Origin of the sequence: Kribbella pratensis, from assembly GCF_004365355.1 — a bacterium.
Lineage (GTDB): Bacteria > Actinomycetota > Actinomycetes > Propionibacteriales > Kribbellaceae > Kribbella.
This window is the reverse complement of the sequence record NZ_SODP01000002.1, coordinates 1,672,737-1,695,264: the sequence shown is the minus strand read 5'-3', so window position 1 is coordinate 1,695,264 and position 22,528 is coordinate 1,672,737. Positions and strand designations below refer to the sequence as shown.

Here is a 22,528-nt window from a genome sequence, read left to right as displayed (position 1 = left end):
GTCGAACTGGCAGACCTCAGATTGACACGTCTTCAGAAGTTTTTTCGCGACGCTGCCGAGACAGTGCGTACGCCGTGAGCGCCGGGACCAGTCCGGACCCGACCACGAGCAGTGTGGGCACCTGTGACGCCAGAGCGAACCAGGTGAGCAGTACGACGACCCCGCCGGCCACCGGCAGCGGCCTTCGCAGCAGGAACAGGTTCGCGGACCTGAACACCGTCTTCATGGTCGCGTCATCGCCCGCCTGAGGCAGGACAGCCAGTCCGCTCAGGTAGAGCCCGAGGATCATCCCGGTGAGCGGAATCAGCACCACCAGCGCGAACACCCGCGCCGGTCCCGAAGCGAACGCCCAGAACGAGAGGCCGAACGCCAGCAGCACCGCACCGGCGTACAGACCGAAGCCGGACAGCCAGAAGCGCTTCATCGCCCAGCGGAACTCCCCGAAGTACCGCCGCAGCAGCTTCGGCTTGTCCTGGCTGATCGCGTCCGCCAGCACCCGCTGCAGCGCGAACGCAGCCGGGAAGAGCGTGAGGATGCCCAGGCTGAGCACGAGGAACACCAGCTGCAGCATGAGCAGGTCTCCGACGACCGACAGCTTCGCCAGTACCGCGTTGGTGCGGCCGACGCCTCCAGCACCAGGGGGAGCAGCCACCGATCGCCTCCTCGTTCCGTCCGAGCGTCCCTTGATCGTATGATCACGAACAATCACGCAAAGATCAGGGGATCGCATGCTTGCACAGGAGCGCCACGAGCTGATCCTGCGGAGCCTGCGGCGGCACGGCCGGCTCCGGGTGGCCGATCTGGTGGCCGAGCTGGGCGTCTCCGCGATCACAGTACGCCGGGACCTGGCCGAACTGGACTCCGCCGGCCTGCTCCGCCGCGTGCACGGCGGCGCGATCGGCACCGGCACGGCCGACCAGGGCGCCCGCGGGAGCCAGCTGACGATCGGCATCATCGTCCCGAGCGCGGCGTCGTACTACTCCGATGTGATCCGCGGCGCCGAGGCGATGGCCGACCGGTACGGCGCGCGCCTGGTCCTCGGCGTCTCCGGGTACGACGTGACGATGGAGCGCGACCGGATCGACAAGGTGCTCGGGATCGGGGTGGCCGGCCTGCTGATCAGCACCGCGCTCGGCGACGGCGACGCCGACCGGCTCGATTCGAGGCTCGACGACATCGACGTACCGGTGGTGCTGCTGGAGCGGGCGTTCGGGTTCCCGCACGTGAACCGCGAGTACGACCACGTCCGCACCGACCACGCGTACGGCGCGATGCTGGCGCTCCGGCATTTCGTCGCACTCGGCCATCGCCGGATCGCGATCAACCTGCAGGCCACGGTCACGGCGTACTGGCTCCGCAGCGGCATCGAAACCGCCGCGAAGGCGCTCGGCGTCGAGGTCTTCCTCTCACCCGTCGACCTCCCGATGCGCGGCGACGACCCCGGCGCCATTACCCAACTGGACGCCTTCCTCGCCGAATGCAAGTCGTTCGGCACCCGCGCCGTCCTGGTCCACTCCGACGAACACGGCGCCCGCCTGGTCGAACGAGCCATGGAACTAGGCCTCCGCGTCCCCGAAGACCTGGCCGTCATCGCCTACAACGACGTCACGGCGTCGCTGGCCGTAGTACCCCTCACCGCCATCTCCCCACCCCGCCGAGCCCTGGGCGAAACCGCCTGCGACCTCCTCCTCCGCAAACTCCAGTCACCCACCACCCCGACCCAGCACCTAAGCCTCCTCCCCACCCTCAACATCCGCACCTCCTGCGGCGCCCCCGACGTCCTGGTCGCAGGGTAAATTCAGAGGACTGCACCGGAATCCTGGGGAGAGTCACGATGGAGTACGCCGAGTTCGCGGTCGAGTACAAGCGGGTATTCGAGGTGATCCTCAACGGCCGCGGAGACCGGGACCTGACTTCAGATATCGCGCGGCTGCATGCCCTGGCCGAACAGATCGACGACGAGGACGACCGCGACGACGCTTTGTTGGAGGTAACGGGCATCGAGGACGTCATCTCCCATGGCACCGGAGAACCTCCGTCCGAGGTCATCCAGCAGGCCCGTGCGGCGTACGCCGAAGCTGTCCGCGACGACGGCACCGATAACGAACGCTTGGCCCGCGCAGAGGAAGGGATCCAGGCTCTGATGGACATCGAGAGCGCCACTCCGGAAGAAGAAGGCGCGATCGGTTCCATGGAACACACGCTGCGGATGCTGGCAGACGCTTTGCGACCCGACGTTCGATGAAGGTCACGACCTTCCGGGAGCTGATGCGCGAGCAGGCGAACGCCGCCGTGCGGATCTCGGGGGCGCACCACTCCTCGTGGAACGGGCGGTACGGGGCGCCGATCGCGGAGACCAGCAAGACGGGCGGTACGGCGAACTGGAACCACACGATCTCGTACAACCCGCGCCATGTGGACGAGCCGCTCCAGGACATGTTCCGCAACAATCGGGTGCACAACCAGGACAAGGCCGAACTCCGCAGGTATCGCGATGCGCTGCGGGTGGTCCTGCACGAGAACGCACATCTGCTGTCGTCGGAGGGCCGGGAGCACTCGCAGGCGGAGGCCGCCTTCAGCCGAGAGCCGGGCGTTCGCCCGCTCGAGGAGGGTGTGACCGAGCTCTACTCGCACCAGGCGTTGAACGAATACATCGACGAACTGGGGATCGACCAGGTCGCGCCTGGCATCAAGGAAGTCAGGACGCAGAAGGTCTACCCGGAGTACACGCCCGCGGTGGAGGGCTTCGCCGAGAGGATCGAGCAGAAGTCGGGAGTCCAGCGAGACGAACTGATCGGTCGGCTGGCCGTCGTTCCTGCCGATCAGAAGTTCAAGGTGGCCGCGGCGGCGATGTACGACAACAGCCGCCTGCGCGGGATGATCCCGGAAGACCAGCGGGAGCACGCCATCGGGCAGGTTGCGAAAGCGATGAGCGCCGAGTTCGGTCGAGTGGACAAGCTCCCCCAATCCGCGGACGCTGACGCGCGGCGAGCGGTCGGTATGCAGGCAGTCGTCGAGGGCTCGAAGGTGATCAGCCGGCTGAAGAAGCAGTGGCAGATGCCGGCGTCGGGTCAGCAGGTGCAGCGTGGCGTCGGTGCCGAGCAAGGGCGGACCGGTCAGCCAGAGCGCGGCGGCACCCCCCAATCTCAGTCGGCGACTGGGGCGTCGCTGGCGTCCTCGGCGGCCACGGCAGCACCTGCGTCTCCGGCTGCCTCGGCCGCCGCGGCGTCCTCACCGGCCCCACCGAGCCCACCTGCTCCGGTGTTGCCGCCGGACATTGCGGCGGCGGCTCGGGCTGGGTTGTCTGGGCCTCCGTTGGGGTCGGCTAGTCGGTTGAGTGCTGATCGGCAGGGGGCGCGTGGTGCGGGGGCGTCTGCGCCGGCGGCTCAGCGGCAGGGGCCGGCCGGGCAGCGGCCAGGTCCTGAGACTCAGCGCTGATTGGCCGCCGCGAGCTCGGGCGCTGGCCTGGGCCGGAATTCTGATCGGTCGGGTTCCGATGTTGATCGAATGTGATCGTTCGAGCGGTGAGGTATTGACGAGGAAAGCCCTTTCCCATACTTTCGCTGCACTTGAGGGGTCGCGGGCCCCCGGCTGAAACAGGCAGCGAAGGAGTTCCCCTGTGAGACGAGGTGTGGGACTGACCGTGCTGGCGGCTGCGCTCAGCGTGGTGGTCAGCGGTTGTGGCAGCGGGGTGATCGACAAGAGCACGGACGGCGTACCGCCGGCCGAGGCGACCGGGACGTTGCGGGTGCTGATCCCGTCGTTCCCGCCCAGTACCAAGGGCCGGGAGGCGTTCCAGAACGTCGTCGACGAGTTCCACAAGACCTATCCGAAGATGAAGGTCGAGCCGGACTTCGCGACGTACAACAACCTGAACGAGAAGCTGGCCACCTCGATCGCGGCCGGGATCCCGTACGACGTGATGGTCACCGGCGTCGGCTGGGTCCAGCCGTTCGCCTCCAAGAACATCTTCGAGGACCTGGGCAAGTACGGCGTGACGCCGGACTTCATCAAGGAGAAGAGCACCCCGGCGCTGATCCCGGCGGTTACGTACGACAAGAAGTTGTACGCCTACCCGCTGCTCGCCGACGCCCGGGCGGTCGCGCTCCGCAAGAGCGCGTTCATCGAGGCGGGCCTCGACCCGAACAAGCCGCCGACGTCGCTGGCCGAGATCAAGGTCGCGGCCGAGAAGCTCACCAAGCGGGACAAGAACGGCAACATCACCCGCAGCGGTTTCGATCTCGCCTCCGCGACGGGCTTCCGGCAGTCGTTCACCACGTTCCTGGCCTCGACCGGTACGCCGCTCTACGTCGGCGGCGAACCGAACTTCGACAACAAGGCCGGCCTGGACACGCTGCTGTGGATCAAGTCGATGATCAACAACGTCCAGCCGTACGGACAGACCAACGCTGCCCAGCAACCTCTGGTGCTGACTGGTGAGGCCGCGATGGGGATCGTCAACGGTGCCGTCGACTGCTCGGACAAGGGCATCGGCAAGAAGAACTGCGACGACCTGAAGTTCTTCCGCTTCGACAGCGGCAAGGAGATCGAGTACGTCGGTGGCGACCTCGCCTCGATCGGTTCCCGCAGCCATCACAAGGACGCGGCCTGGGCGTTCATCCAGACCATGGTCAACAAGCCGACCCTGGACGCGATCGCCAAGCTGAACAAGAAGATCCCGGCGTACAAGGACGCCGGCAACTCGCCGCAGGCGCAGTCGAACCCGTTGAGCAACTTCACCGCGAACGGTCTGCAGTACGCCGCGAACGAGAACGAGGTGCCGTCCAACTGGCTCGAGATGCGCGGCAACTTCGACATCCAGCTCACCCAGGCGGTCCTCGGACAGAAGGATCCCGCCAAAGTGCTGCACAACCTGGCAGGACAGTCACGATGAGCACAACTCTTGAACGTCCAGCACTGGACACCCCGCGCAAGGTCCCCACGGCCAAGGACACCGGCACGCTGCTCAAGGGCCAGAAGCGCACCGGTTGGGCACTGCTCGCGCCGGCCCTGCTGCACTCCGCCATCTTCATCGTCATCCCGGTGGTGGCCGTCCTGGTCCTCAGCCTCACCGACTACAGCTTCGGTGACACCTGGTCCTGGGTCGGGTTCGGCAACTACGCGGACCTCGCCCGCGACGTCGACTTCCTCGCCTCGCTGTGGCACACGGTCCTGTATGCGATCGTGGTGATCCCGATCTCGATGGCGATCGCCCTCGCGGTTGCGGTCGGGCTGAACCAGAAGATCCGCGGCCTCGGCTTCTTCCGGACCGCGTTCTACATCCCGACGGTGACGGCGACCGTGGCCATCGCGACCATCTGGCTGTGGATCTACAACCCGGGCTCCGGCCTGGCGAACGGCTTCCTCAGCCTGTTCGGGTTCGCCCCGAACCGCTGGCTGGCCGACCCGGCGACCGCGCTGCCGTCACTGATGGTTGTCGGCATCTGGCAGGGCCTCGGCACCAAGATCATCATCTACCTGGCCGCGCTACAGGGCGTCTCCCGCGATCTGCTCGAGTCGGCCGACCTGGACGGCGCCAGCCGCTGGCAGCGTTTCGTCAACGTCACCTGGCCGTCGCTCGGCCCGGTGCAGTTCTTCGTGCTGATCACGTCGATCGTCGGCACGTTCCAGGTGTTCGACCTCGTGTACGTGATGACGCGCGGCGGACCCGGTAGTGACACCCGCGTGCTGGTGCTCGACATCTACCAGAACGCGTTCCAGGACCTGAAACTCGGCTACGCGTCCGCGGAGACCGTGATCATGATGATCGTGATCGCGGCCTTCATCGGAGTCGGGCGCCTGCTCCAGAGGGCGGACACCAATGACTAGCGCTGCATTGCCTTCGACCGGTACCACCGTGAGCCGGCGGCCGTCGTCGCTCCGGCCGGGGCGGATCGCGTTGTACGTCGTCCTCATCGTCGGCGCGCTGCTGATGATCGTGCCGTTCCTGTGGATGCTGCTGACGTCGTTCAAGAGCGACCTCGAGGTGCAGCAGTTCAACTGGCTGCCTGGTGAGCTGCGCTGGCACAACTTCGTCGAGGCGATGCAGAGCGCGCCGTTCCTGCGGTACTTCCGCAACAGCCTCTTCATCGCGGTCGGCGAGACCGCGTTCACGCTCGTCGTCTGCACGATGGCCGGGTACGCACTGGCCAAGGCCCCGATCCGGGGCCGCAAGTCGCTGCTGAACTACTTCATCGTGCTGCTGCTGGTGCCGTTCCAGATCATCCTGGTGCCGCTGTTCATGATCGTGAAATCGATCCCGCTGTTCGGCGGTAACAACATCCTCGGCCACGGCGGGATCGGCTGGCTGAACTCCTGGTGGGGCCTGATCATCCCGCTGGGCGCGGCGCCGCTGTTCACGTTCCTGGCCCGGCAGTTCTACGTGTCGCTGCCGGACGAGCTCGCGCAGGCCGCCCGGGTGGACGGTCTCAGCGAGTTCGGGATCTTCCTGCGGATCATGACCCCGCTGATCAAGCCGGCCCTGATCACGATCGCGGTCTTCCAGATCGAGGCCGCCTGGAACGGGTTCCTCTGGCCGCTGATGATCACCACGTCCGACGAGATGCGGCCGCTGCAGCTCGGGCTGGCGATCTTCTCGCAGAACCCGGCCGAGATTCAGTGGCCATACCTGATGGCCGGTACGGCGCTGGCGACGCTGCCGATGATCGTGCTGTTCGTGTTCGCCCAGAAGCGCTTCGTCGAAGGTATGGCGAACGTGGGCATCAAGGGCTGAGACCCAGCCCAGACCCTCGAACAGGTGCTCACCCCGCCCCGGGTGAGCACCTGCGAGGCCCCCTCCACATGCGGTGGTCCCGAAGAAACACCGGAGCTTCCCACGTAGTCCCCCCACTGGGTCACTCGTCACGTTTATCGGCGCAGTGTGCCCGCCGTTACAGCATTCCTGAGGTTTTTTCGCTAGTTCCCGAAATGATTTGCCGAACTGCGTGCGATGTACGACGTTTCGCATGCGCGCGACGACGTTCGGTGAGGGATCAGGCGGTTCGTTGTCTCCCGTTGGGTTGACCTGCCGGCTTGGGTACGATCACGGCGTGACTGCCGGGTCGGCTGCTTCCAGCCATGCACGAGTTGGGGTCCCGGCTGCGTTCTGAACGCCGCGCGGGCTCCACCGGGCGCTTCTCTCCCCGTCTGCATTTCCTGTCACGACCCACGAGAGAAGCGAATCCTGAACGATTTCACCGCCCAGCTCATCGACGAGTTCCGGACGAACGCCGGCCAGGTCGGCGGTCCCTTCGAGAACTCAAGGTTGTTGCTCCTGTCAACAACTGGCGCGCGCTCCGGGCAGCCGCGCACCGTCATCCTCGGGTACTACCCGGACCGTGACCGGGTCCTCGTCGTCGGCTCGGCCGGCGGCAGCCCCAACCACCCGGCCTGGTACCACAACCTGCTCGCCGATCCCGAGGTCACCGTCGACCTCGGCCTGTTCACCTATCCGGCAACAGCAGTCGTACTGCGTGGTACCGAGCGTGACGACGTGTTCGCGCGACTGGTCGAGGCTGATCCGGGATGGGGCGACTACCAGGCCCGCACGACCCGGACCATCCCGGTCGTCGCGCTCGTCCAGCGGCCCGGTCCGCCACCGGGCGCCGACCGCGGGTTCGCCGAGGCTTTGAAAACCATCCATGCGGCGTTCCGGCGCGAGCTTTCCCTGATCCGGGCCGAGGTCGCGAAGTCCGGCAGGCTGGGCGCCCAGCTCCGGATCAACTGCCTGACTGCTTGCCAGGGCCTGCACTATCACCACACCGGCGAGTCGACCGGCCTCTTCCCGGCGCTGGTCCAGCAGCACCCCGAGTTTGCCGACGTCATCGCCGTACTGCAGACCGAGCACGACAAGATCGCCGTCCTGCTGGAGGAGTTGGAGCGGCTCGCCGCGACTCCGGGCACGGAGATCCTGCCCCAGGTCGACGAGCTGATCGCGCAGCTCAAGGCGCACCTGGATCGCGAGGAGGCGGAGCTTCTGCCCTACCTGTGAGGCTGACGCTGGCCTCCTGACCGAGGGCTTCCCGGTCGGCCAGGCTCCGATGACACCCGGAGCCTGGTCGGCCGATCCGGAGTCAGCGGCGGGCCAGCAATGCGTAGGAGTTCGGGAGGCGGCCGGACCACGCGGCGGCGTTCGTGTCGTCCTGCGGTCGCCAGAACGGTTCGGCGTACTCATGGAGGGCTTCGAGGTGCAGACCGGCCGCGGTGATCGCGGTGACGATCTGGCCGAGATTCCACTGCCATTCCCGAGCGCCGTTGCCGGGGAACGTGTCGTTGACGTGCGATTCGGCGAAGTAGCTGCGGTCCGGCCGGATCCGCGGCTCGTCCTCGTCCCATGTCCACAACGGCACGGCCGGGTGCGCTTCGTACATGAACAGATGCCCGCCTGGCCGCAGTACCCGCGCAATGTCCCGAGCCCAGGCGTCGAGGTCGCGCATCCAGATCAACGCGCCCTTGCCGGTGTACACGAGATCTGCACACGCATCCTTCACCGGTACGCCGGGCACTTCCGCCACCAGGTAGTGACACGCCATGCTCAGCTCCCGAGCACGCCGTTGCGCCGCACCCGCAGCCACCGAGCTGTAGTCGATCCCGATAACGCGTTGCGCGCCCGCTTTGACGAGCCCGATGTCATCCAGCCCATGCCCACTCTGCAGATGCACCACTACCGGTTCTTGAGCTAGCACCGGCGCGAGCAACCGAAGCTCCCGCTCCAAGAGCAGCCCGTCTCCCCGAGCCGCCTCGAGTAGTTCGTCATACTCCCGAACATGCTTCGTCGAGGCCTGCTCCCAAACCACCCGATTACCCGCTACCACCTCGTCCATGGGCAAAGTCAATCTCATCAAGCAACTGCATATCGTGTAGATCCTGCGGTCTGAGCTCGTACCCCTGGTGCGATCGCCGCTGTGCGCTGGCGGGCATGCATCGGACTGGCTGACCGCCGATCCGCCCGTCGACAGCCGGTGGGATGAAGTAGGTGTTGCCATCGAAGTCGAGTTGTTCGGTGCCTCCGCCCGGCATCGGCGTACTCGGATGGAGATCGATCCGATGCCCGTCCACGTGGGTCAGTTGCACGGTGACCTGCAGGTAGCGCGCGTCCGTTATGTCGTACTCCAGCGCACCCAACAGCTCCACCACCCGATCCAACTCCGGTCGGGCCACGCCCAGATCCAGATCTTCGTGCGCCCGTGTCTGCCGACCGACCAGCGCGTCCACGCCCCAGCCGCCGTCGACCCAGACGTCCAAGCCGGTCAGGGCATCCAGCACCTTCAGTACCCGCTCCGCCGTCATCTCGGTCATCGGGCTATCTCGTAACGAAGGCTCACCACGCCGTCGGCCGTGGTGCTGCTGGATATAAGACGCAGTCGGGTCGGGAGCGCCCCGGGCTCGAGCTCTGGTCCGTCGAACACAGTCGGCACACCCGCACCTCCGATAGCGGCTGGGAACAGAATCAGATGCAGCTCGTCGATCAGATCAGCTCGCAGCAAGGCGCCGTTCAGCCCGCCGCCGGCCTCGGAGACGACACACGTGACGCCGAGCCGATCACGCATCCGGCGTAGCGCCAGGTCCAGATCCACGTGGTCCTCGCCGGCGACGAGGTACGGAATGTTCTTGCGTCGCAGGTAGGCGAGGTAGGCCATCGGGGTGGCGCGGGACGCGAGGACCAAGAGGTCGATCCCGGCCCCACCCTTCTCCGTCCACAAGACCCGCCCGCGACTATCCACAACTGTGAACCATTTGCGATGCCCCGGATCGTTCACCACGTCGTCCGGCAGGAAGTCGTCGTACGAACTGGTTGCCTCGGGCAACTCCAACGGGCCGCTGTCCGCGGTGACGAACGTTCCGCTACCTTCGAGGATCGCCGTCGGCGCGTACAGCTTCTCCAGCAACGCCGTCCGCGCATCATGCGCCGGCACAAACCCCTCCGGCCACAACGATCGCCACAGCTGCCCGGCCTCGTCGGACAGCAGGAGACGGTCCCGGCCGACGGTCACACGCCCGTCGACCGAGGCTGCCACTGACACCACCACTCGCGGTCTGGCGCTCATGAAAGCCTTCCTATCAAGGCCTTCCGACAGTTTTCATTCGTTGTGCAGGACTTTGGCGATCGTGGTGTGGGCCGCCGATCGCGCAGGGAAGTAGGCGCCGGCGGCGGCGATGAGGATGCCGGCGAGGATCAGGAGGGCCAGGAGCGACCAGGGGTAGACGTGGAGCATGAACGCCGGGATCTCGACCTGGGCGCCGTTGGCCATCGCCGGTACGACCAGTCGATGCGCGACGATGCCCAACGGAATACCTAGCACGCCGCCGACGGCGCCGAGGGCGGCCATCGAGGTGACGACCATGATGGTGACCTGGCTGGGGGTCATGCCGATCGACTTGAGCATGCCGAGGTCGCGGCGGCGTTCGCGGGTGTTGAGGATGACGGTGTTGAAGACACCCAGCGCAGCCACCGTCCCCAGCATCAGAGTGAGCAGTACGACAGTCGCCAGCACGATCGCCACGAAGGTACCGGCATCCTGCCCGTCAGCCCGCATCAGACCCGAGTCGCCCGTCTGGACCGCCGCTACGAACGCGTCCAGGTTCGTACCCGGCTTGACGTTGATCTCGTACAGCGATGCCCGCAGCGACGGCGCCACCAGCGCCAGCGTCTGCCAGTTCGACAGCACCTCGTCGCCTGAGTTGTACATCGCCTTCCCGACGATCTGCGCTCGTACGCTCTTCCCCTCCGACTGCAGCGTGATGGTGTCGCCGACCGCCAGTCCACGCTGTCGCAGGAACCGCTCCGAGACGACCACCTGACCCGGACCGTCGAACCAGCGCCCGTGAAGGATCCGATAGCCGAGCTGCTCGAAGTCCCCGCGATAGAAGGACACCTGTAGGTCGGTACTGGTCCCAGCCAGCCGCATCGGCAGATTCGCACTCGCCGTCACCGACACCGCGCCCGGGGTGGACCGGATCAGCGCCTCGTCTGCCGCATCGCTCAGTTTGGGCGCGGGTGGCGCCTGAGGATCGTTTGGTGCCGGCCCACCGTCAGTCGGGCGCGCAAACAGCGACACGTCCACAGCGTCTACTCGACTAGCAGCAGTCTGGTACGTCATCAGCGACTTCCCCAGCCCCACCGCCAGCGTCACACTCGTCACACCAAGTACGACGGCAGCCAGCGTCAACGCCGTTCGAGCAGGACGTGCGAATGGAAGCCCCAGCCCGAGAGACACGGACCGCGGCAGCCGGGTACCGCTCAGCCAACGCTGCACCCGCAGCCCACGCCCCGCCCGCGGTGCGCTACCCGCGCTGATCGCCTCAGCTGCCGACAGACTCCGTGCGCGCAGCGAAGGCAAGAGAGCAGACAGCGCAACCAGCACCGGTACGCCGAGCACGACGGCCACGTCGACCCAGATCGGCACGGTGACGCCGTCGGCGCCGTAGTTCTCGAAAGCCCTTGTCAGCAGGGACTCTGCGAGCACGTTGCCCAGCACTGTGCCGCCGGCACATCCGATGATCGCGGGGATGGAGATCATCGTCAGGTACACAGCCATGACCTGCGTCGGTGTGAACCCAAGCGACTTCAGCACGCCAATGTGCTTGAAGCCGGAGACCACAGCGCCACTGACCACGTTGGCGACGATCAGGACGGCGACCGCCAGCCCTAGCCAGCCGAACACCATCAGGAACGGCACAAACGTGTTCGGCTCACCTGTGGCGAGTGCTCGCAGCCCGAGGTACGACTGCGTACCCACCAGCGCGCCGGACGGCAGCCCGGAGGTCACAGCGGCCTGACCGGCAGACACCTGCTCGTTAGTGGCCGCCTGTGCGAAGCGGTACAGCATCTGTGTGGCCGTCGGCTTGAACGAGGTCATCTGCGCCGGTACGACCCACGCATCCGCGGACTGACTCACGCTGTACGCGAACCCGACGATCGTCAGCGTCTGTCCAGCCGCGTTCATGGTCGATCCGAGAGTCGGTGCTCCGAACCCGTCAGACGCCGTGGGATTCCGGTTCAGCACGATCTCACCCGTCTTGGCCGCCCAGCGTCCCTTCCAGACGTTGAGGCGGTCGACCGGTCCACCCGGGTCCGCGCGGCCAACTGTCACCAGGGACTGCGGCTCGCCGAACTTCCCGTTGGACCCGAGGTCCAGCGTCGCCATCGCGAACGGACCGGCGTACGCCTTCGCAGCTGACGCCGACGTGGTCAGCTGACTGTCGCTGACCTTGCTCGGGTCGTACGACGCGACCAGGTGCGCACCGCTCTGCCGCGCGTACGCCTGGTCGAACGGACCGCTCGAAGCGGCCAGCAGCCCCAGTGCGACGACGATCATCGTGGTGGAGAGCAGTACGACGACTCCGATCACCACGGTCTGCACGCGACGTCGGCGTACCGCTGCGCGCGACACCGGCCAGACGGCGCTCACGCCGTACGCTCCAGACTGCGTTCGCCGGCGATCTGCCCGTCGACGAAGTCGATGACCCGGCTGGCGCATCGCGTGGCCAGCTGCTGGTCGTGGGTGACCAGTAGCAGCGTCTGACCGATCTGGTTGAGGTCCAGCAGGAGGTCCATCACCTGCTCGCCGGCGCGGGTGTCCAGTGCACCGGTGGGTTCGTCGGCGAGCAGAATCGCCGGGCGGTTCATCAGTGCGCGAGCGACCGCGACACGCTGGCGTTCACCACCACTCAGCTGCGCTGGGTACGTGTTGCGGCGGTCGCCGATGCCCAGCTCCTCGAAGAGCTCGAGTGCGCGCTTCCGTGCGTGCGGGGCCGACGTACCGGTGAGCTGCGCGGCCAGTGCGACGTTGTCGAGAGCAGACAGGTCGTCCAGTAGGTTGAAGAACTGGAAGATCATGCCGATCCGACGGCGCCGGAACAGTGCCAGCCCCTTCTCGTTCAGCGACCCCAGGTCGTCGCCGTGCACCACGACGGCTCCCGACGTCGGTCGGTCCAGTCCGGCCACCATGCTGAGCAGTGTCGACTTGCCGCTGCCGGACGGTCCCATGACCGCGACCGCCTCGCCGGCGTGGATCTCCAGCGACACACCGCTGAGCGCGACCGATTCGCCGTACTCTTTGCGTACGTCGGTGAGCCGTACGACCGCCTGTTCGTTGCCTAGGTCCTCCGTCATGCTCCTCACGCTAGGGCCGCCCGGCCGCCGCTGACGTCACCCTGCCGGCGTAATCTCCGCCGGCCGTCATCCTGCAGATGTACGGCGTGGGCCGGGTGGATGATGCGCTTTGCCGAACAGCTTTGGGACAGTGGATGCGTGATCACCCTGTGGCTGCTCGTCGCGGTACTGGCCGTGCTGGCCGGAGTGCTCGCGTTCGCGCTCGTGCGGGCGCGGCGTGCTCACACCCGGGCGCTGGAGGAGCGCGGGTGGTTGCTGGAGCGTGAAAGGGAGACGGCGGCCCGCAGCGCGGTCGACGCCGAGCGGGCGCGGATAGCGCATGACCTGCACGACATTGTGAGCCACAACGTCAGCGTGATGGTCATCCAGACGGGTGCGGCGCGGCAGGTCCTGGCAACGTCGCCTGGTGACGCGGAGGCGGCTCTGCTCGCAGTAGAGGCGGCGGGGCGCGACACCATGGCTGAGCTGCGCAACCTGCTCGGTCTGCTCGCACCGAAGGCCTCAGGTGAGGATGACGAGGCCCTGTCGCCGCAGCCGAGCCTGAGCCGGCTCAGTGAGCTGATCGACCGGATCGCCTTTGCTGGACTACCTGTGGAAGTGCGGGTCTCCGGAGAGCCTCGACCACTCCCGACCGGGCTCGACGTCACGGCGTACCGGATCATTCAGGAGGCGCTGACGAACGCGCTGAAGCACGGCGATGGGGTGAAGGCTGAGGTGACAGTGCGGTACGCGCCTCATGCTCTGCGGGTGGAGATCCTCAACACCGGGCCCAGCATCCTGACCGGAGGTCGGCCATCCACTCCGGAAGGCGGCGGACGCGGTCTGCTCGGTCTGAAGCAGCGGGTGGCCGTGTACGGCGGTGACCTGGACGCCCGGCGCCGTCTGGGCGGTGGCTTCCGGGTCCGCGCCAAGCTCCCGCTGGAGCGCCCATGACAACCAGAGTGGTGATTGCGGACGACCAGGCGCTGGTGCGTACCGGCTTCCAGATGATCCTCAAGGCCCGCGGCATCGAGGTCGTCGGCGAGGCCGCAGACGGCGCCGAGGCGGTGGACGCCGTACGACGCCTGCGCCCGGATGTCGTACTGATGGACATCCGCATGCCGGTCATGGACGGCCTCGAGGCCACCCGCCGGATCCTCTCCGGCCCGACCGACTGCCGCGTGCTGATCCTGACGACCTTCGACCTCGATCGCTATGTGTACGCCGCACTTGCGGCCGGCGCGAGCGGCTTCTTGCTGAAGGACGTCACGCCGGAGCACCTGGCAGCCGCAGTACGCCTGGTCACCACCGGCGACGCGCTCCTGGCCCCGTCCATCACCCGCCGCCTCGTCGAACGGTTCGCCGTACCGGCCGCCGCGCAACCAGCCATCCACCGCGACCTGACCAGCCTGACCCCGCGCGAACTCGAAGTACTCACCCTGATGGGCCAAGGCCTCTCCAACGCCGAGCTGGCCACGGAACTAGCCCTGAGCGAGGCAACCGTCAAAACCCACGTCGCCCGAATCTTCGCCAAACTAACCCTCCGCGACCGAGCCCAAGCCGTAGTCCTCGCCTACGAAACCGGCCTGGTCTCCCCGGGGGCGCGCGACGACCGCTACAGCTAGTGCCGCTGCAGGGAAGGTTCGGGTCGTAATCCACCCACCGTCGTGCCGCGGTCGTACGCCGATCCACTGGCCCAGCCCGCCCCGACGGACCGACCACGTTTGGTGGGTCAGCCAGCACATTTGGTGGGTATGCCCACCAAATGAGGGGTTGGCCACCTTGAATACGACTGGCCAACCCCTACTTTGATGGGCATACCCACCAAACGCCGCTCGGTCGAGCGAGTCCGGACAACCACCTGGGGAGGATTACCCCCCGAATCCGGCACACCATCCTCCCCAACCTCGATCCCTTGATGCCCTGAACGGCACTGGGGCATACCAACCAACACCAACCGCTCAGGCCCGCCCCAGCCCGCCCCAGCCCGCAGTGGCACGGACCGGGCAGGATTACGACCTCAACCCTTCTTGACGCGGCACTAGCTGCGCCTTGGTGACCACTAACTCTGGAAATCTTCGGGTGCGGATGTCGAGAACGTCGGGTTGGCTTCGTCCCGGGGGTGTAAGAGGTCGCGAGGAGCTAGGAGAAGTAGCGTCATGATTCAGATGGATAACGTCGGCATTGTTGTTGAGGACACGGATGCCGCTGTTGCGTTCTTCACCGAGCTCGGGCTGGAGTTGGAGGGCCGGACGCAGGTCGAGGGGGCGTGGGCGGACAAGACGGTCGGGATCGACGGAATTCGCTGCGAGATCGCGATGATGCGGGTTCCGGGTGGGCACGGGCGGCTCGAACTGTCGCAGTACCTGACGCCTGTGGCGAGTCCCGCCGTACCGGAGAACGCGCCGTACCACATCGTCGCGATGCACCGGGTGATGTACCGCGTCGACAGCATCGAGGAGCTTCTGCCCCGACTGCGCGCACACGGCGCCGAACTCGTCGCCGAAGTGGTGGAGTACGGCGACATCTACCGGCTCTGCTACGTCCGCGCCCTCGGGGGCGTCATCATCGGCCTCGCCGAGCAGCTCAACTGAGACAGGGAGAATCTGATGGCGAAGTACCTTTTGCTGAAGCACTACCAAGGCGGTCCGGCCCCTGTCGTGGACGCGGGGCCGATGGACAAGTGGACGCCGGAGGAGGTCAGCGCACACATTCAGTTCATGAGCGACTTCGGCGCGCGGCTGGAGGAGACGGGCGAGTTCGTCGATATGCAGGCGCTGATGCCCGAGGGAGCGTTCGTGCGGTACGGCGGGGAGGGGCAGCCGCCCGTGACCGACGGACCGTTCGCCGAGACCAAGGATCTGATCGCCGGCTGGTACGTCATCGACGTGGAGTCCTGGGATCGCGCGGTCGAGCTGGCGAGTGAGCTGTCGGCGGCCCCCGGACCCGGTGGCAAGCCGCTGCACGAATGGCTCGAGGTCCGGCCGTTCTGGGGCGAGCCGCCCACGGTCACCGAGTGAACGAGCAGTTGCTGCGGGACCTTGTGCCCGCGGTGATCGGTGTCCTCGTCCGGCGTGGTGCCGACTTCGCGCCGGCCGAGGACGCCGTACAGGACGCTCTGGTCGAGGCTGTACGCGTGTGGCCGGACGACCCGCCGCGGGATCCCAAGGGCTGGCTGGTGACCGTTGCCTGGCGCAAGTTCCTCGACGCCACCCGCTCAGAGAACTCTCGCCGTCAGCGCGAGGAACGGGTCGAAGCCGAGCCGACACCCGACCCGGGCGGAGCGTTGGACGACACTCTCCAGCTGTACTTTCTGTGCGCGCACCCGTCGTTGTCTCCGGCATCATCCGTCGCCCTGACGCTGCGCGCGGTCGGAGGATTGACGACTCGCCAGATCGCACAGGCGTACTTGGTGCCCGAGGCAACGATGGCCCAGCGGATCAGCCGCGCCAAGCGGACCGTCTCCGGCGTCCGGTTCAACCAGCCCGGCGACGTCGCCACGGTGGTACGAGTGCTCTACCTGGTCTTCAACGAGGGGTACTCCGGCGACATCGACCTCGCCGCCGAGGCAATCCGACTCACCCGGCAGTTGGCGGCGATGACGAACCACGAGGAGGTCGCCGGTCTGCTCGCCCTCATGCTGCTCCACCACGCCAGGCGTCCGGCACGCGCCCGCGCCGACGGCAGCCTTGTACCGCTCGCAGAGCAGGACCGCAGCCTGTGGGACACCAAGCTGATCGCCGAGGGCGTCGACGTACTCCAGACCGCCCTAGCCCGCGACCGTCTGGGCGAGTTCCAGGCCCAGGCCGCGATCGCCGCCCTCCACGCCGACGCCCAGACCGCCGAGGAGACCGACTGGGTGCAGATCGTCGAGTGGTACGACGAACTGGTCCGCCTCACCGACAACCCGGTAGCCCGCCTCAACCGCGCCGTAGCAGTAGGCGAAGCCGACGGTCCCCAGGCCGGCCTGACCGCCTTGGCCGAGCTGGACCCCGCACTGCCCCGCCACACCGCCGCGGCGGCCTATCTACACGAGCGCGCCGGCGACCCAGCCACAGCAGCCCGCCTGTACGCCGAGGCCGCCCACGCCGCCCCCAACCTCCCCGAACGCGAACACCTGACCCGCCAGGCCGCCCGCCTCAACACCCAACTACGCAACTGAGTCAGTGCCGCCCGTTGCCGCCGTCGCTACGGCGGCGTTGGAGCGTGAACTTCTCGAAAACCGACAGCTCGCCGGTGGGCGTGATGATGTTGTAGTAGGTGACGTAGATGCGGGTCATGTCACCGGGGTGACGGCCCGGGTCGACGCTGAACTCGGCGAAGCCGTACGGATGCTCCGCGTCGCGGACGCCGATCCAGACCGCGGTCTCCTTCTCTTTGCGCGAGTTGAACTTACCGAGGTGCTCCATCTGGACCAGTGCCGAGTGATGCCCGTGACCGTCGGCGTCGTCGGTGGTGAAGCTGTTGTTGGTGATGCCGGACACGCCGCCACCACCGAGGACCATGTGTGTCGTGCCGTGCGCGCTGTCGATCACGTCGAGCGCGGTCTGACTCGGGTTCGGCGTCAGGGTGACGCTGCCGGGGACGACGCCACGCACCGCCAATGAGCGCTCGTAGTCGTGCTCGTGGCCACAGACCACCAGGTCGACGCCGTACTTGTCGAACAGCGGTCCGTACGCCGCGCGCAGTGCGACGTCGGCGCCGTTCGCGGCGGTCGCGGAGCTGATCATCACCTGGTGCATACAGACCACAATCCAGTCGATGTCCTTCGAAGCCCGCGCCGACTTGAGCTCCCGCTCCAGCCAGGCGAGCTGCCGACCGCCGGAATAGCCGTTGATGTAGATATCGCCGCCCTCCTGAAGGGCGATGTCGTCGTTCTGCAGGGCTATCACCTTCACCGAGCCAACCGTGAAGGAGTACCAGAGGTTGTCGAGCTCCGGCTGGTTCTCGGTCGAGGGCAGCTCGAAGTAGGTCTGGTATGCGTCGAGACCGAGCTTGCCGTTACCCGACTCGATCTCGTGGTTACCCGCGCACGGCATCCACGGACGGAATCGCGCCGAGCGGCTGTTGTTGGCGAGGAAGTCGTGCCAAACGCGGATGCGGTCGGGGCCGGTATTGGCGTAGCAGAGGTCACCGTTGAGGAGGTGGAACAGCGGGCCGACCTTCTCGATACCGGTGACGATGTCGGCAGAGGCGGGTGTGGCGTTGGGCTCGAAGTCCCGGCCCGAGGCGTCGGCCGGGTTCGCTCCGGTCTTCCACGTCACACTCGGCGAACCCTGGTCGCCGAAACTGGTGAATGTGAACGGAGCCCTGCCGGACGGCGCCGTGTGGAAGGTGCCGGCGTCGGGGGTGGAGCCGTCGTGCTGCGCTGCGTACAGGTAGTCGGTATCCGCCCTGAGCTTGTCGATCAGCGCGTGATGGACCCAGACGGTCCGCCCAGAGGTGCCGTCCATGTAGGTCTTCGTTGTCGCGTGCACTGTGGAGCCGAAGCCTCCACTCAGCGTGCCGTAGACGACGCGCGGCTTCTTGACGGCTGCGTCGGTGACCCACGAGACGACCATCTGGTGGCGCGGGTCCGCGCCGAAGGTCAGGTGCAGGCCCTGGACGGGCGTGGTGGTCGAGCCGGTGGTGAGCCCGGTGACCTCGGACTTCGCCGGGACCGCCTCGGCGGTTCCGGCGCCGAGGATCAGTGGCCCGGCGGCGGCGCCGGACACAGACGCGCCGAAGACGCCGAGCGCGTTGCGGCGAGAGATTCGAGTTTGCTTGGGTGCTTCGGACATTCCGGGGCCTTTCGCGTCGTCGGGTGCGGCCGAACACCAACCGGAGAGCAGCGGTTCGAACCTGACAGCGGTCTGCGGCAGGCCAGTGGTGCGCACACTGACGGACGCTAGGAACCACGGACGACCGGCGCGGCGGGACGCGGATGAACGTCAGATGGCAGTCAGCACAACGGACGGCGACTCACGACGGCCGGGTGCGGCGGGCGAACGCAAAAAGGCCGGACCACGGTCGTGATCCGGCCCTCTGAGGTGGCGGAGGATACGAGATTCGAACTCGTGAGGGGTTGCCCCCAACACGCTTTCCAAGCGTGCGCCCTAGGCCTCTAGGCGAATCCTCCAAGCGGAGAGGATACCGAAGGGGACGGGGGAATCCGAAATCGGGGCGTGGACCTCGGAGCCGCTCGTCTAGGGTCGGGCGCATGGACGAGCTGGTACTGCGGCCTGTCGGGCCGGCAGACGTGGACGCGTTGCAGGAGCTGATTGAGTCCGATCCTGGGTACACAGAGCGGATTACCGGCTACCCGCCGGGTCCGGCGGGCGCCCAGAGCTTGCTGATGATGCGCCCAGAGGACCTCGCGGAGGAGTCGAAGATCGTCCTGGGGGCCTTCGCGGCGGACCAGCTGGTTGCGGTTGTTGACCTGCTCCGGGGCTTCCCGAACGACCACACTGCCTTCATCGGCCTCTTGGAGGTCCACGCCAAACACCAGGGCCTCGGCCACGGCAGTACGACGTACAGCCTCGTCGAGCGGTACGTGGCGACCACCTGGCCCGAGATCCGCACCCTGCGCCTCGCTGTCGTGGACAGCAACGCGCAGGTCGCCACGGGGTTCTGGCTGCGGCAGGGGTTTGAGCCGACCGGTGAGGAGCGCCCGTACCGGTACGACAAGCTCGAGTCGATCGCCCGCCTCTACGAGAAGCCGCTACCCGAGCAGAGTGGGAGCTAGCGTCCGCCACTGCTCGATCGGCTGCGGACCTGTCTCCCCAGTGATGACGTTGACTGCGACGTGGTCTGCCCCGGCGTCCAGGTGCTCGCTCACCTTGGCCTTGATGTCGGCCGGACTGCCCCACGCCGCCAGCGCGTCGACCATGTGGTCGGGCAGCTCAGCCTGATCATTCTCGTCGAACCCCTGCCGCTTGAACGACGCGATGTACCCGGGGATGCGCGTGAAGAAGCTGATCGTGTCCCGAGCGATCGCCCGCGCCCGGTCCGGGTCCGTTTCGAGTACGACGAGGTGGCTGACGGCCAGGAGCTTGTCGGGGCCCAGAACCTTCCGCGCCTCCGCGGAGTACGCCGGACCGATCAGGAACGGGTACGCCCCGGCAGTCCGCTCGCCGGCCAACGCCAGCATCTTCGGACCGAGCGCAGCGAGCACTCGACGCTCCACAGGTACGTCCAGCTCGTCCAGGTACGCGGTGAGCGTCGCGATCGGCTTGGGACCGTGCGCTCCGCCGAGACCAGCGGTGAACCGCCCTGGCGCAGTCGCTTCGAGCGCGGCGTACGTCGTACTCACGTCGGCCGCGCTGTACTTCGACACCCCCAGGATCCCGCTGACGAACTTGATCGCCGTCGTCGCTCCGACCAGATCTGTGATGGTCTGCAGCCCGGGCAGCGGACCGCCGGACAGCCAGATCGCCGGATACCCGAGCTGCTCCGCCGCCTGCGCCGCGGCGATCGACTCAGCACTGCTGTCAAGCCCGGTCGTGATCCCGAACGGGCCGAATTGATGATCCGTCACTCAGCCAGAGTGAGCCCGGATCGGGTCGGACGGCCAGGCTGTTCGCTCAGAGCGTGTGCGGTGGAGTCCGATTCCCGGTTCGCGCGAGGGATCCCGTACACTCATGGCTGGTTCCCCGCGTGGCGGTATCTCGCCCAAACCCCCCAGGGCCGGAAGGCAGCAAGGGTAAGTGAGCTCTTCCGGGTGCGCGGGGAATCCTTATGTCCGGGGCCTGGCGTCGTGAGGAGTCCGATGAATCCCGAGAGCCGTTACCTGCAGGAACTGATCATCGCCGAGCTCGGCGTACCCGCGAAGTTCGACGTGGACACCGAGATCGAGCAGCGGGTGGAGTTCCTGGCCGACCGGCTCCGGACGACCGGCGCGACGGGCTACGTGCTCGCCATCAGCGGTGGCGTCGACTCCGCCGTCGGAGGGCGCCTCGGGCAGCTCGCGGTCGAGCGGATCAGGTCCGAGGGCGGTCAGGCGACGTTCATCGCGATGCGGCTGCCGTACGGCGTGCAGGCCGACGAGGCGGACGCGCAGCGCGCGCTGCAGTTCATCAAGCCGGACGAGACGCTGGACGTGAACATCAAGCCGGCCACCGACGCCATGGTCGAGTCGGTCCGGCACGCCGGGCTCGGCGACCGTGAGGACTTCCACGTCGGCAACATCAAGGCACGCCAGCGCATGGTCGCGCAGTACGTCGTGGCCGGTGCCCGTGGCGCACTCGTCATCGGGACGGACCACGCGGCGGAGGCGGTGATGGGCTTCTTCACCAAGTACGGCGATGGCGCCTGCGACCTGACCCCTCTGTCCGGTCTGAACAAGCGCCGCGTCCGCGCGGTCGGCGAGCGGCTCGGTGCGGACCCGGAGACCACTGGCAAGGTGCCGACGGCCGACCTGGAGACGAACAACCCCGGCGTACCGGACGAGGCCGTGCTGGGCGTCACGTACGACGAGATCGACGACTTCCTCGAGGGACTCGACGTCGACGAGAAGGTGGCGCGCACGATCATCGCTACGCACCGCCGTACCGCTCACAAGCGCGCAGTGCCGCTCGCCTTCAGCTGAGCAGGAACTCCGTCACCAGCTCGGCGTAGAGGTCCGGCTGCTCGGCGTGCGCGAAGTGGCCGGCCCTGGCCGCGTAGTAATAGGTGCCGTTCGGTACGTCGGAGCGGAACAGCTCGATCTCCTGCTCGCTGGTGGCGGGGTCGTACCCGCCCTTGATCAGTAGAGCCGGCTGGGTGAGCTGAGCGAAGTACTGCAGGACTGGTTCGCCGAAGCTGGCCGACCTGGTGATCTGGTCGTGGAAGTGGCCGGAGCGCGAGTGGTACTCGCCGGAGATCTCGGTGTCCGCCGGCAGCTGGAGGTCCCGGGAGTCCGGTCCGGTGTAGATCTCCATCCTGCGATCGCCGAGCTGAGCGAGCACTGCGATCCGTTCGTCCCACATGGCCTTCGTTGCCGGACCAGTGTGGGGCGGCGGGGCTGCCACGCCAGGGAGCAGCGGAAGCGCTGCGCGGAGGAGAGTGTCGCTGGCGAGGACCATGTCCCAGCCGGGGTTCTCGAAGACGACCTTGGTCACGGCGTCCGGGTGAGGGACGGCGTACCGCAGCGCCAGGCGCCCGCCGTACGAGTGGCCGAGGATCGACCACTGCTCGACCCCGAGCTTCTCGCGGAGTGCCTCGAAGTCGGCGATCAGGTCGTGCTCGCTCACCGGTCCGGTCAGGGGGTCGGACTGCTGTACGCCGCGCTGGTCGACCGCGATCAGCCGGAAACTCTGGCCTAGGCGATCGCCCTGGAATGCCAGAAAGTCGTACGAGCCCGCGCCGGGACCTCCGTGAATGAACAGCAGTGGCGGCGCGTCCTCTGCTCCGCGCTGGACGACGTGCAGCCTGGTGCCACGGATCTCCATGAGCATGGCAGGGAGCGTACGGCGGCAG

23 protein-coding genes, 1 tRNA gene and 1 other RNA gene are annotated in these 22,528 nt (G+C 67.1%); 15 read left to right on the top strand and 10 right to left on the bottom strand.

Annotated elements, in window-relative coordinates; genetic code table 11:
• Positions 1 to 16: 16 nt before the first annotated feature.
• Positions 17 to 652 (bottom strand): DUF624 domain-containing protein, encoded by a 636-nt coding sequence (locus EV653_RS24840; protein ID WP_238160060.1) that lies wholly within the window; start codon positions 650 to 652, stop codon positions 17 to 19.
• Between the two features lie 76 nt (positions 653 to 728).
• Between EV653_RS24840 and EV653_RS24835 the strand changes: the two genes are divergently transcribed.
• The 7 genes from EV653_RS24835 to EV653_RS24805 all read left to right on the top strand — a co-directional run bounded on the left by EV653_RS24835 (position 729) and on the right by EV653_RS24805 (position 7,990).
• On the top strand, positions 729 to 1,796 hold the full coding sequence (locus EV653_RS24835) for a LacI family DNA-binding transcriptional regulator (protein ID WP_134106074.1): 1,068 nt from the start codon (positions 729 to 731) through the stop codon (positions 1,794 to 1,796).
• Positions 1,797 to 1,834: 38 nt separating this feature from the next.
• A complete protein-coding gene (locus tag EV653_RS24830; protein WP_134106073.1) occupies positions 1,835 to 2,245 on the top strand; it encodes a hypothetical protein in 411 nt (136 codons plus the stop codon).
• Positions 2,242 to 3,438: a hypothetical protein gene (locus EV653_RS24825; RefSeq protein WP_134106072.1), complete on the top strand. Its 1,197-nt coding sequence runs from the start codon at positions 2,242 to 2,244 to the stop codon at positions 3,436 to 3,438. Before EV653_RS24830 ends, EV653_RS24825 begins: the two co-directional genes overlap by 4 nt.
• 181 nt (positions 3,439 to 3,619) lie before the next feature.
• On the top strand, positions 3,620 to 4,894 hold the full coding sequence (locus EV653_RS24820; protein ID WP_134106071.1) for an extracellular solute-binding protein: 1,275 nt from the start codon (positions 3,620 to 3,622) through the stop codon (positions 4,892 to 4,894).
• Positions 4,891 to 5,829, top strand: a complete 939-nt coding sequence (locus tag EV653_RS24815) for a carbohydrate ABC transporter permease (RefSeq protein WP_134106070.1) — start codon at positions 4,891 to 4,893, stop codon at positions 5,827 to 5,829. The genes EV653_RS24820 and EV653_RS24815 overlap by 4 nt, the downstream gene beginning before the upstream one ends.
• Positions 5,822 to 6,733, top strand: a complete 912-nt coding sequence (locus tag EV653_RS24810; protein ID WP_134106069.1) for a carbohydrate ABC transporter permease — start codon at positions 5,822 to 5,824, stop codon at positions 6,731 to 6,733. The genes EV653_RS24815 and EV653_RS24810 overlap by 8 nt, the downstream gene beginning before the upstream one ends.
• 417 nt (positions 6,734 to 7,150) lie before the next feature.
• Positions 7,151 to 7,990: a nitroreductase/quinone reductase family protein gene (locus EV653_RS24805; protein WP_370358703.1), complete on the top strand. Its 840-nt coding sequence runs from the start codon at positions 7,151 to 7,153 to the stop codon at positions 7,988 to 7,990.
• A gap of 82 nt (positions 7,991 to 8,072) precedes the next feature.
• On the opposite strand, the gene EV653_RS24800 is transcribed toward EV653_RS24805, so the two are convergent.
• The 5 genes from EV653_RS24800 to EV653_RS24780 are packed head-to-tail and all read right to left on the bottom strand — an operon-like array spanning position 8,073 to position 13,114.
• Positions 8,073 to 8,822: a class I SAM-dependent methyltransferase gene (locus tag EV653_RS24800; RefSeq protein WP_134106067.1), complete on the bottom strand. Its 750-nt coding sequence runs from the start codon at positions 8,820 to 8,822 to the stop codon at positions 8,073 to 8,075.
• The gene (locus EV653_RS24795; protein ID WP_134106066.1) at positions 8,800 to 9,297 is read right to left on the bottom strand and encodes a nucleotidyltransferase domain-containing protein; all 498 of its coding nucleotides are present in this window, start codon (positions 9,295 to 9,297) and stop codon (positions 8,800 to 8,802) included. The genes EV653_RS24800 and EV653_RS24795 overlap by 23 nt, the downstream gene beginning before the upstream one ends.
• Entirely contained in the window at positions 9,294 to 10,046 is a 753-nt protein-coding gene (locus EV653_RS24790; protein ID WP_134106065.1) for a RibD family protein, read from the bottom strand. Before EV653_RS24790 ends, EV653_RS24795 begins: the two co-directional genes overlap by 4 nt.
• Before the next feature lie 33 nt (positions 10,047 to 10,079).
• The gene (locus EV653_RS24785; protein ID WP_134106064.1) at positions 10,080 to 12,410 is read right to left on the bottom strand and encodes an ABC transporter permease; all 2,331 of its coding nucleotides are present in this window, start codon (positions 12,408 to 12,410) and stop codon (positions 10,080 to 10,082) included.
• Complete coding sequence (locus EV653_RS24780; RefSeq protein WP_134106063.1) at positions 12,407 to 13,114, bottom strand: ABC transporter ATP-binding protein; 708 nt, start codon at positions 13,112 to 13,114, stop codon at positions 12,407 to 12,409. Before EV653_RS24780 ends, EV653_RS24785 begins: the two co-directional genes overlap by 4 nt.
• Before the next feature lie 138 nt (positions 13,115 to 13,252).
• On the opposite strand from EV653_RS24780, the gene EV653_RS24775 reads away from it, so the two are divergent.
• The 5 genes from EV653_RS24775 to EV653_RS24755 all read left to right on the top strand — a co-directional run bounded on the left by EV653_RS24775 (position 13,253) and on the right by EV653_RS24755 (position 17,255).
• A complete protein-coding gene (locus tag EV653_RS24775; protein ID WP_238160056.1) occupies positions 13,253 to 14,047 on the top strand; it encodes a sensor histidine kinase in 795 nt (264 codons plus the stop codon).
• Entirely contained in the window at positions 14,044 to 14,718 is a 675-nt protein-coding gene (locus EV653_RS24770) for a response regulator (protein ID WP_134106061.1), read from the top strand. The genes EV653_RS24775 and EV653_RS24770 overlap by 4 nt, the downstream gene beginning before the upstream one ends.
• A gap of 534 nt (positions 14,719 to 15,252) precedes the next feature.
• A complete protein-coding gene (locus EV653_RS24765; RefSeq protein WP_134106060.1) occupies positions 15,253 to 15,687 on the top strand; it encodes a VOC family protein in 435 nt (144 codons plus the stop codon).
• Positions 15,688 to 15,702: 15 nt separating this feature from the next.
• Complete coding sequence (locus EV653_RS24760; protein WP_134106059.1) at positions 15,703 to 16,113, top strand: YciI family protein; 411 nt, start codon at positions 15,703 to 15,705, stop codon at positions 16,111 to 16,113.
• Positions 16,062 to 17,255: an RNA polymerase sigma factor gene (locus EV653_RS24755; protein WP_202871810.1), complete on the top strand. Its 1,194-nt coding sequence runs from the start codon at positions 16,062 to 16,064 to the stop codon at positions 17,253 to 17,255. Before EV653_RS24760 ends, EV653_RS24755 begins: the two co-directional genes overlap by 52 nt.
• Position 17,256: 1 nt before the next feature.
• Here the strand turns inward: EV653_RS24755 and EV653_RS24750 are convergent, their stop codons facing one another.
• Together EV653_RS24750 and EV653_RS24745 are read right to left on the bottom strand one after the other, a co-directional pair.
• Positions 17,257 to 18,873 (bottom strand): purple acid phosphatase family protein, encoded by a 1,617-nt coding sequence (locus EV653_RS24750; RefSeq protein ID WP_166679544.1) that lies wholly within the window; start codon positions 18,871 to 18,873, stop codon positions 17,257 to 17,259.
• 250 nt (positions 18,874 to 19,123) lie between these two features.
• A tRNA-Ser gene (locus tag EV653_RS24745) sits at positions 19,124 to 19,211 on the bottom strand.
• An 81-nt stretch (positions 19,212 to 19,292) separates the two neighbouring features.
• Between EV653_RS24745 and EV653_RS24740 the strand changes: the two genes are divergently transcribed.
• Complete coding sequence (locus EV653_RS24740; RefSeq protein ID WP_134106057.1) at positions 19,293 to 19,817, top strand: GNAT family N-acetyltransferase; 525 nt, start codon at positions 19,293 to 19,295, stop codon at positions 19,815 to 19,817.
• On the opposite strand, the gene EV653_RS24735 is transcribed toward EV653_RS24740, so the two are convergent.
• Positions 19,794 to 20,609, bottom strand: coding sequence for a TIGR03620 family F420-dependent LLM class oxidoreductase (locus tag EV653_RS24735; RefSeq protein ID WP_134106056.1), 816 nt, complete (start codon positions 20,607 to 20,609; stop codon positions 19,794 to 19,796). The genes EV653_RS24740 and EV653_RS24735 overlap by 24 nt on opposite strands.
• A 106-nt stretch (positions 20,610 to 20,715) precedes the next feature.
• Here EV653_RS24735 and ffs point away from each other — a divergent pair.
• Together ffs and nadE are read left to right on the top strand one after the other, a co-directional pair.
• Positions 20,716 to 20,812: signal recognition particle sRNA small type (ffs, locus tag EV653_RS24730), an RNA gene on the top strand.
• Positions 20,813 to 20,840: 28 nt separating this feature from the next.
• A complete protein-coding gene (gene nadE, locus EV653_RS24725; RefSeq protein ID WP_134106055.1) occupies positions 20,841 to 21,659 on the top strand; it encodes an ammonia-dependent NAD(+) synthetase in 819 nt (272 codons plus the stop codon).
• Here nadE and EV653_RS24720 read toward each other — a convergent pair.
• Positions 21,652 to 22,506: an alpha/beta fold hydrolase gene (locus EV653_RS24720; RefSeq protein WP_134106054.1), complete on the bottom strand. Its 855-nt coding sequence runs from the start codon at positions 22,504 to 22,506 to the stop codon at positions 21,652 to 21,654. The two genes, nadE and EV653_RS24720, sit on opposite strands and share 8 nt — an antisense overlap.
• Between the last annotated feature and the right edge of the window lie 22 nt (positions 22,507 to 22,528).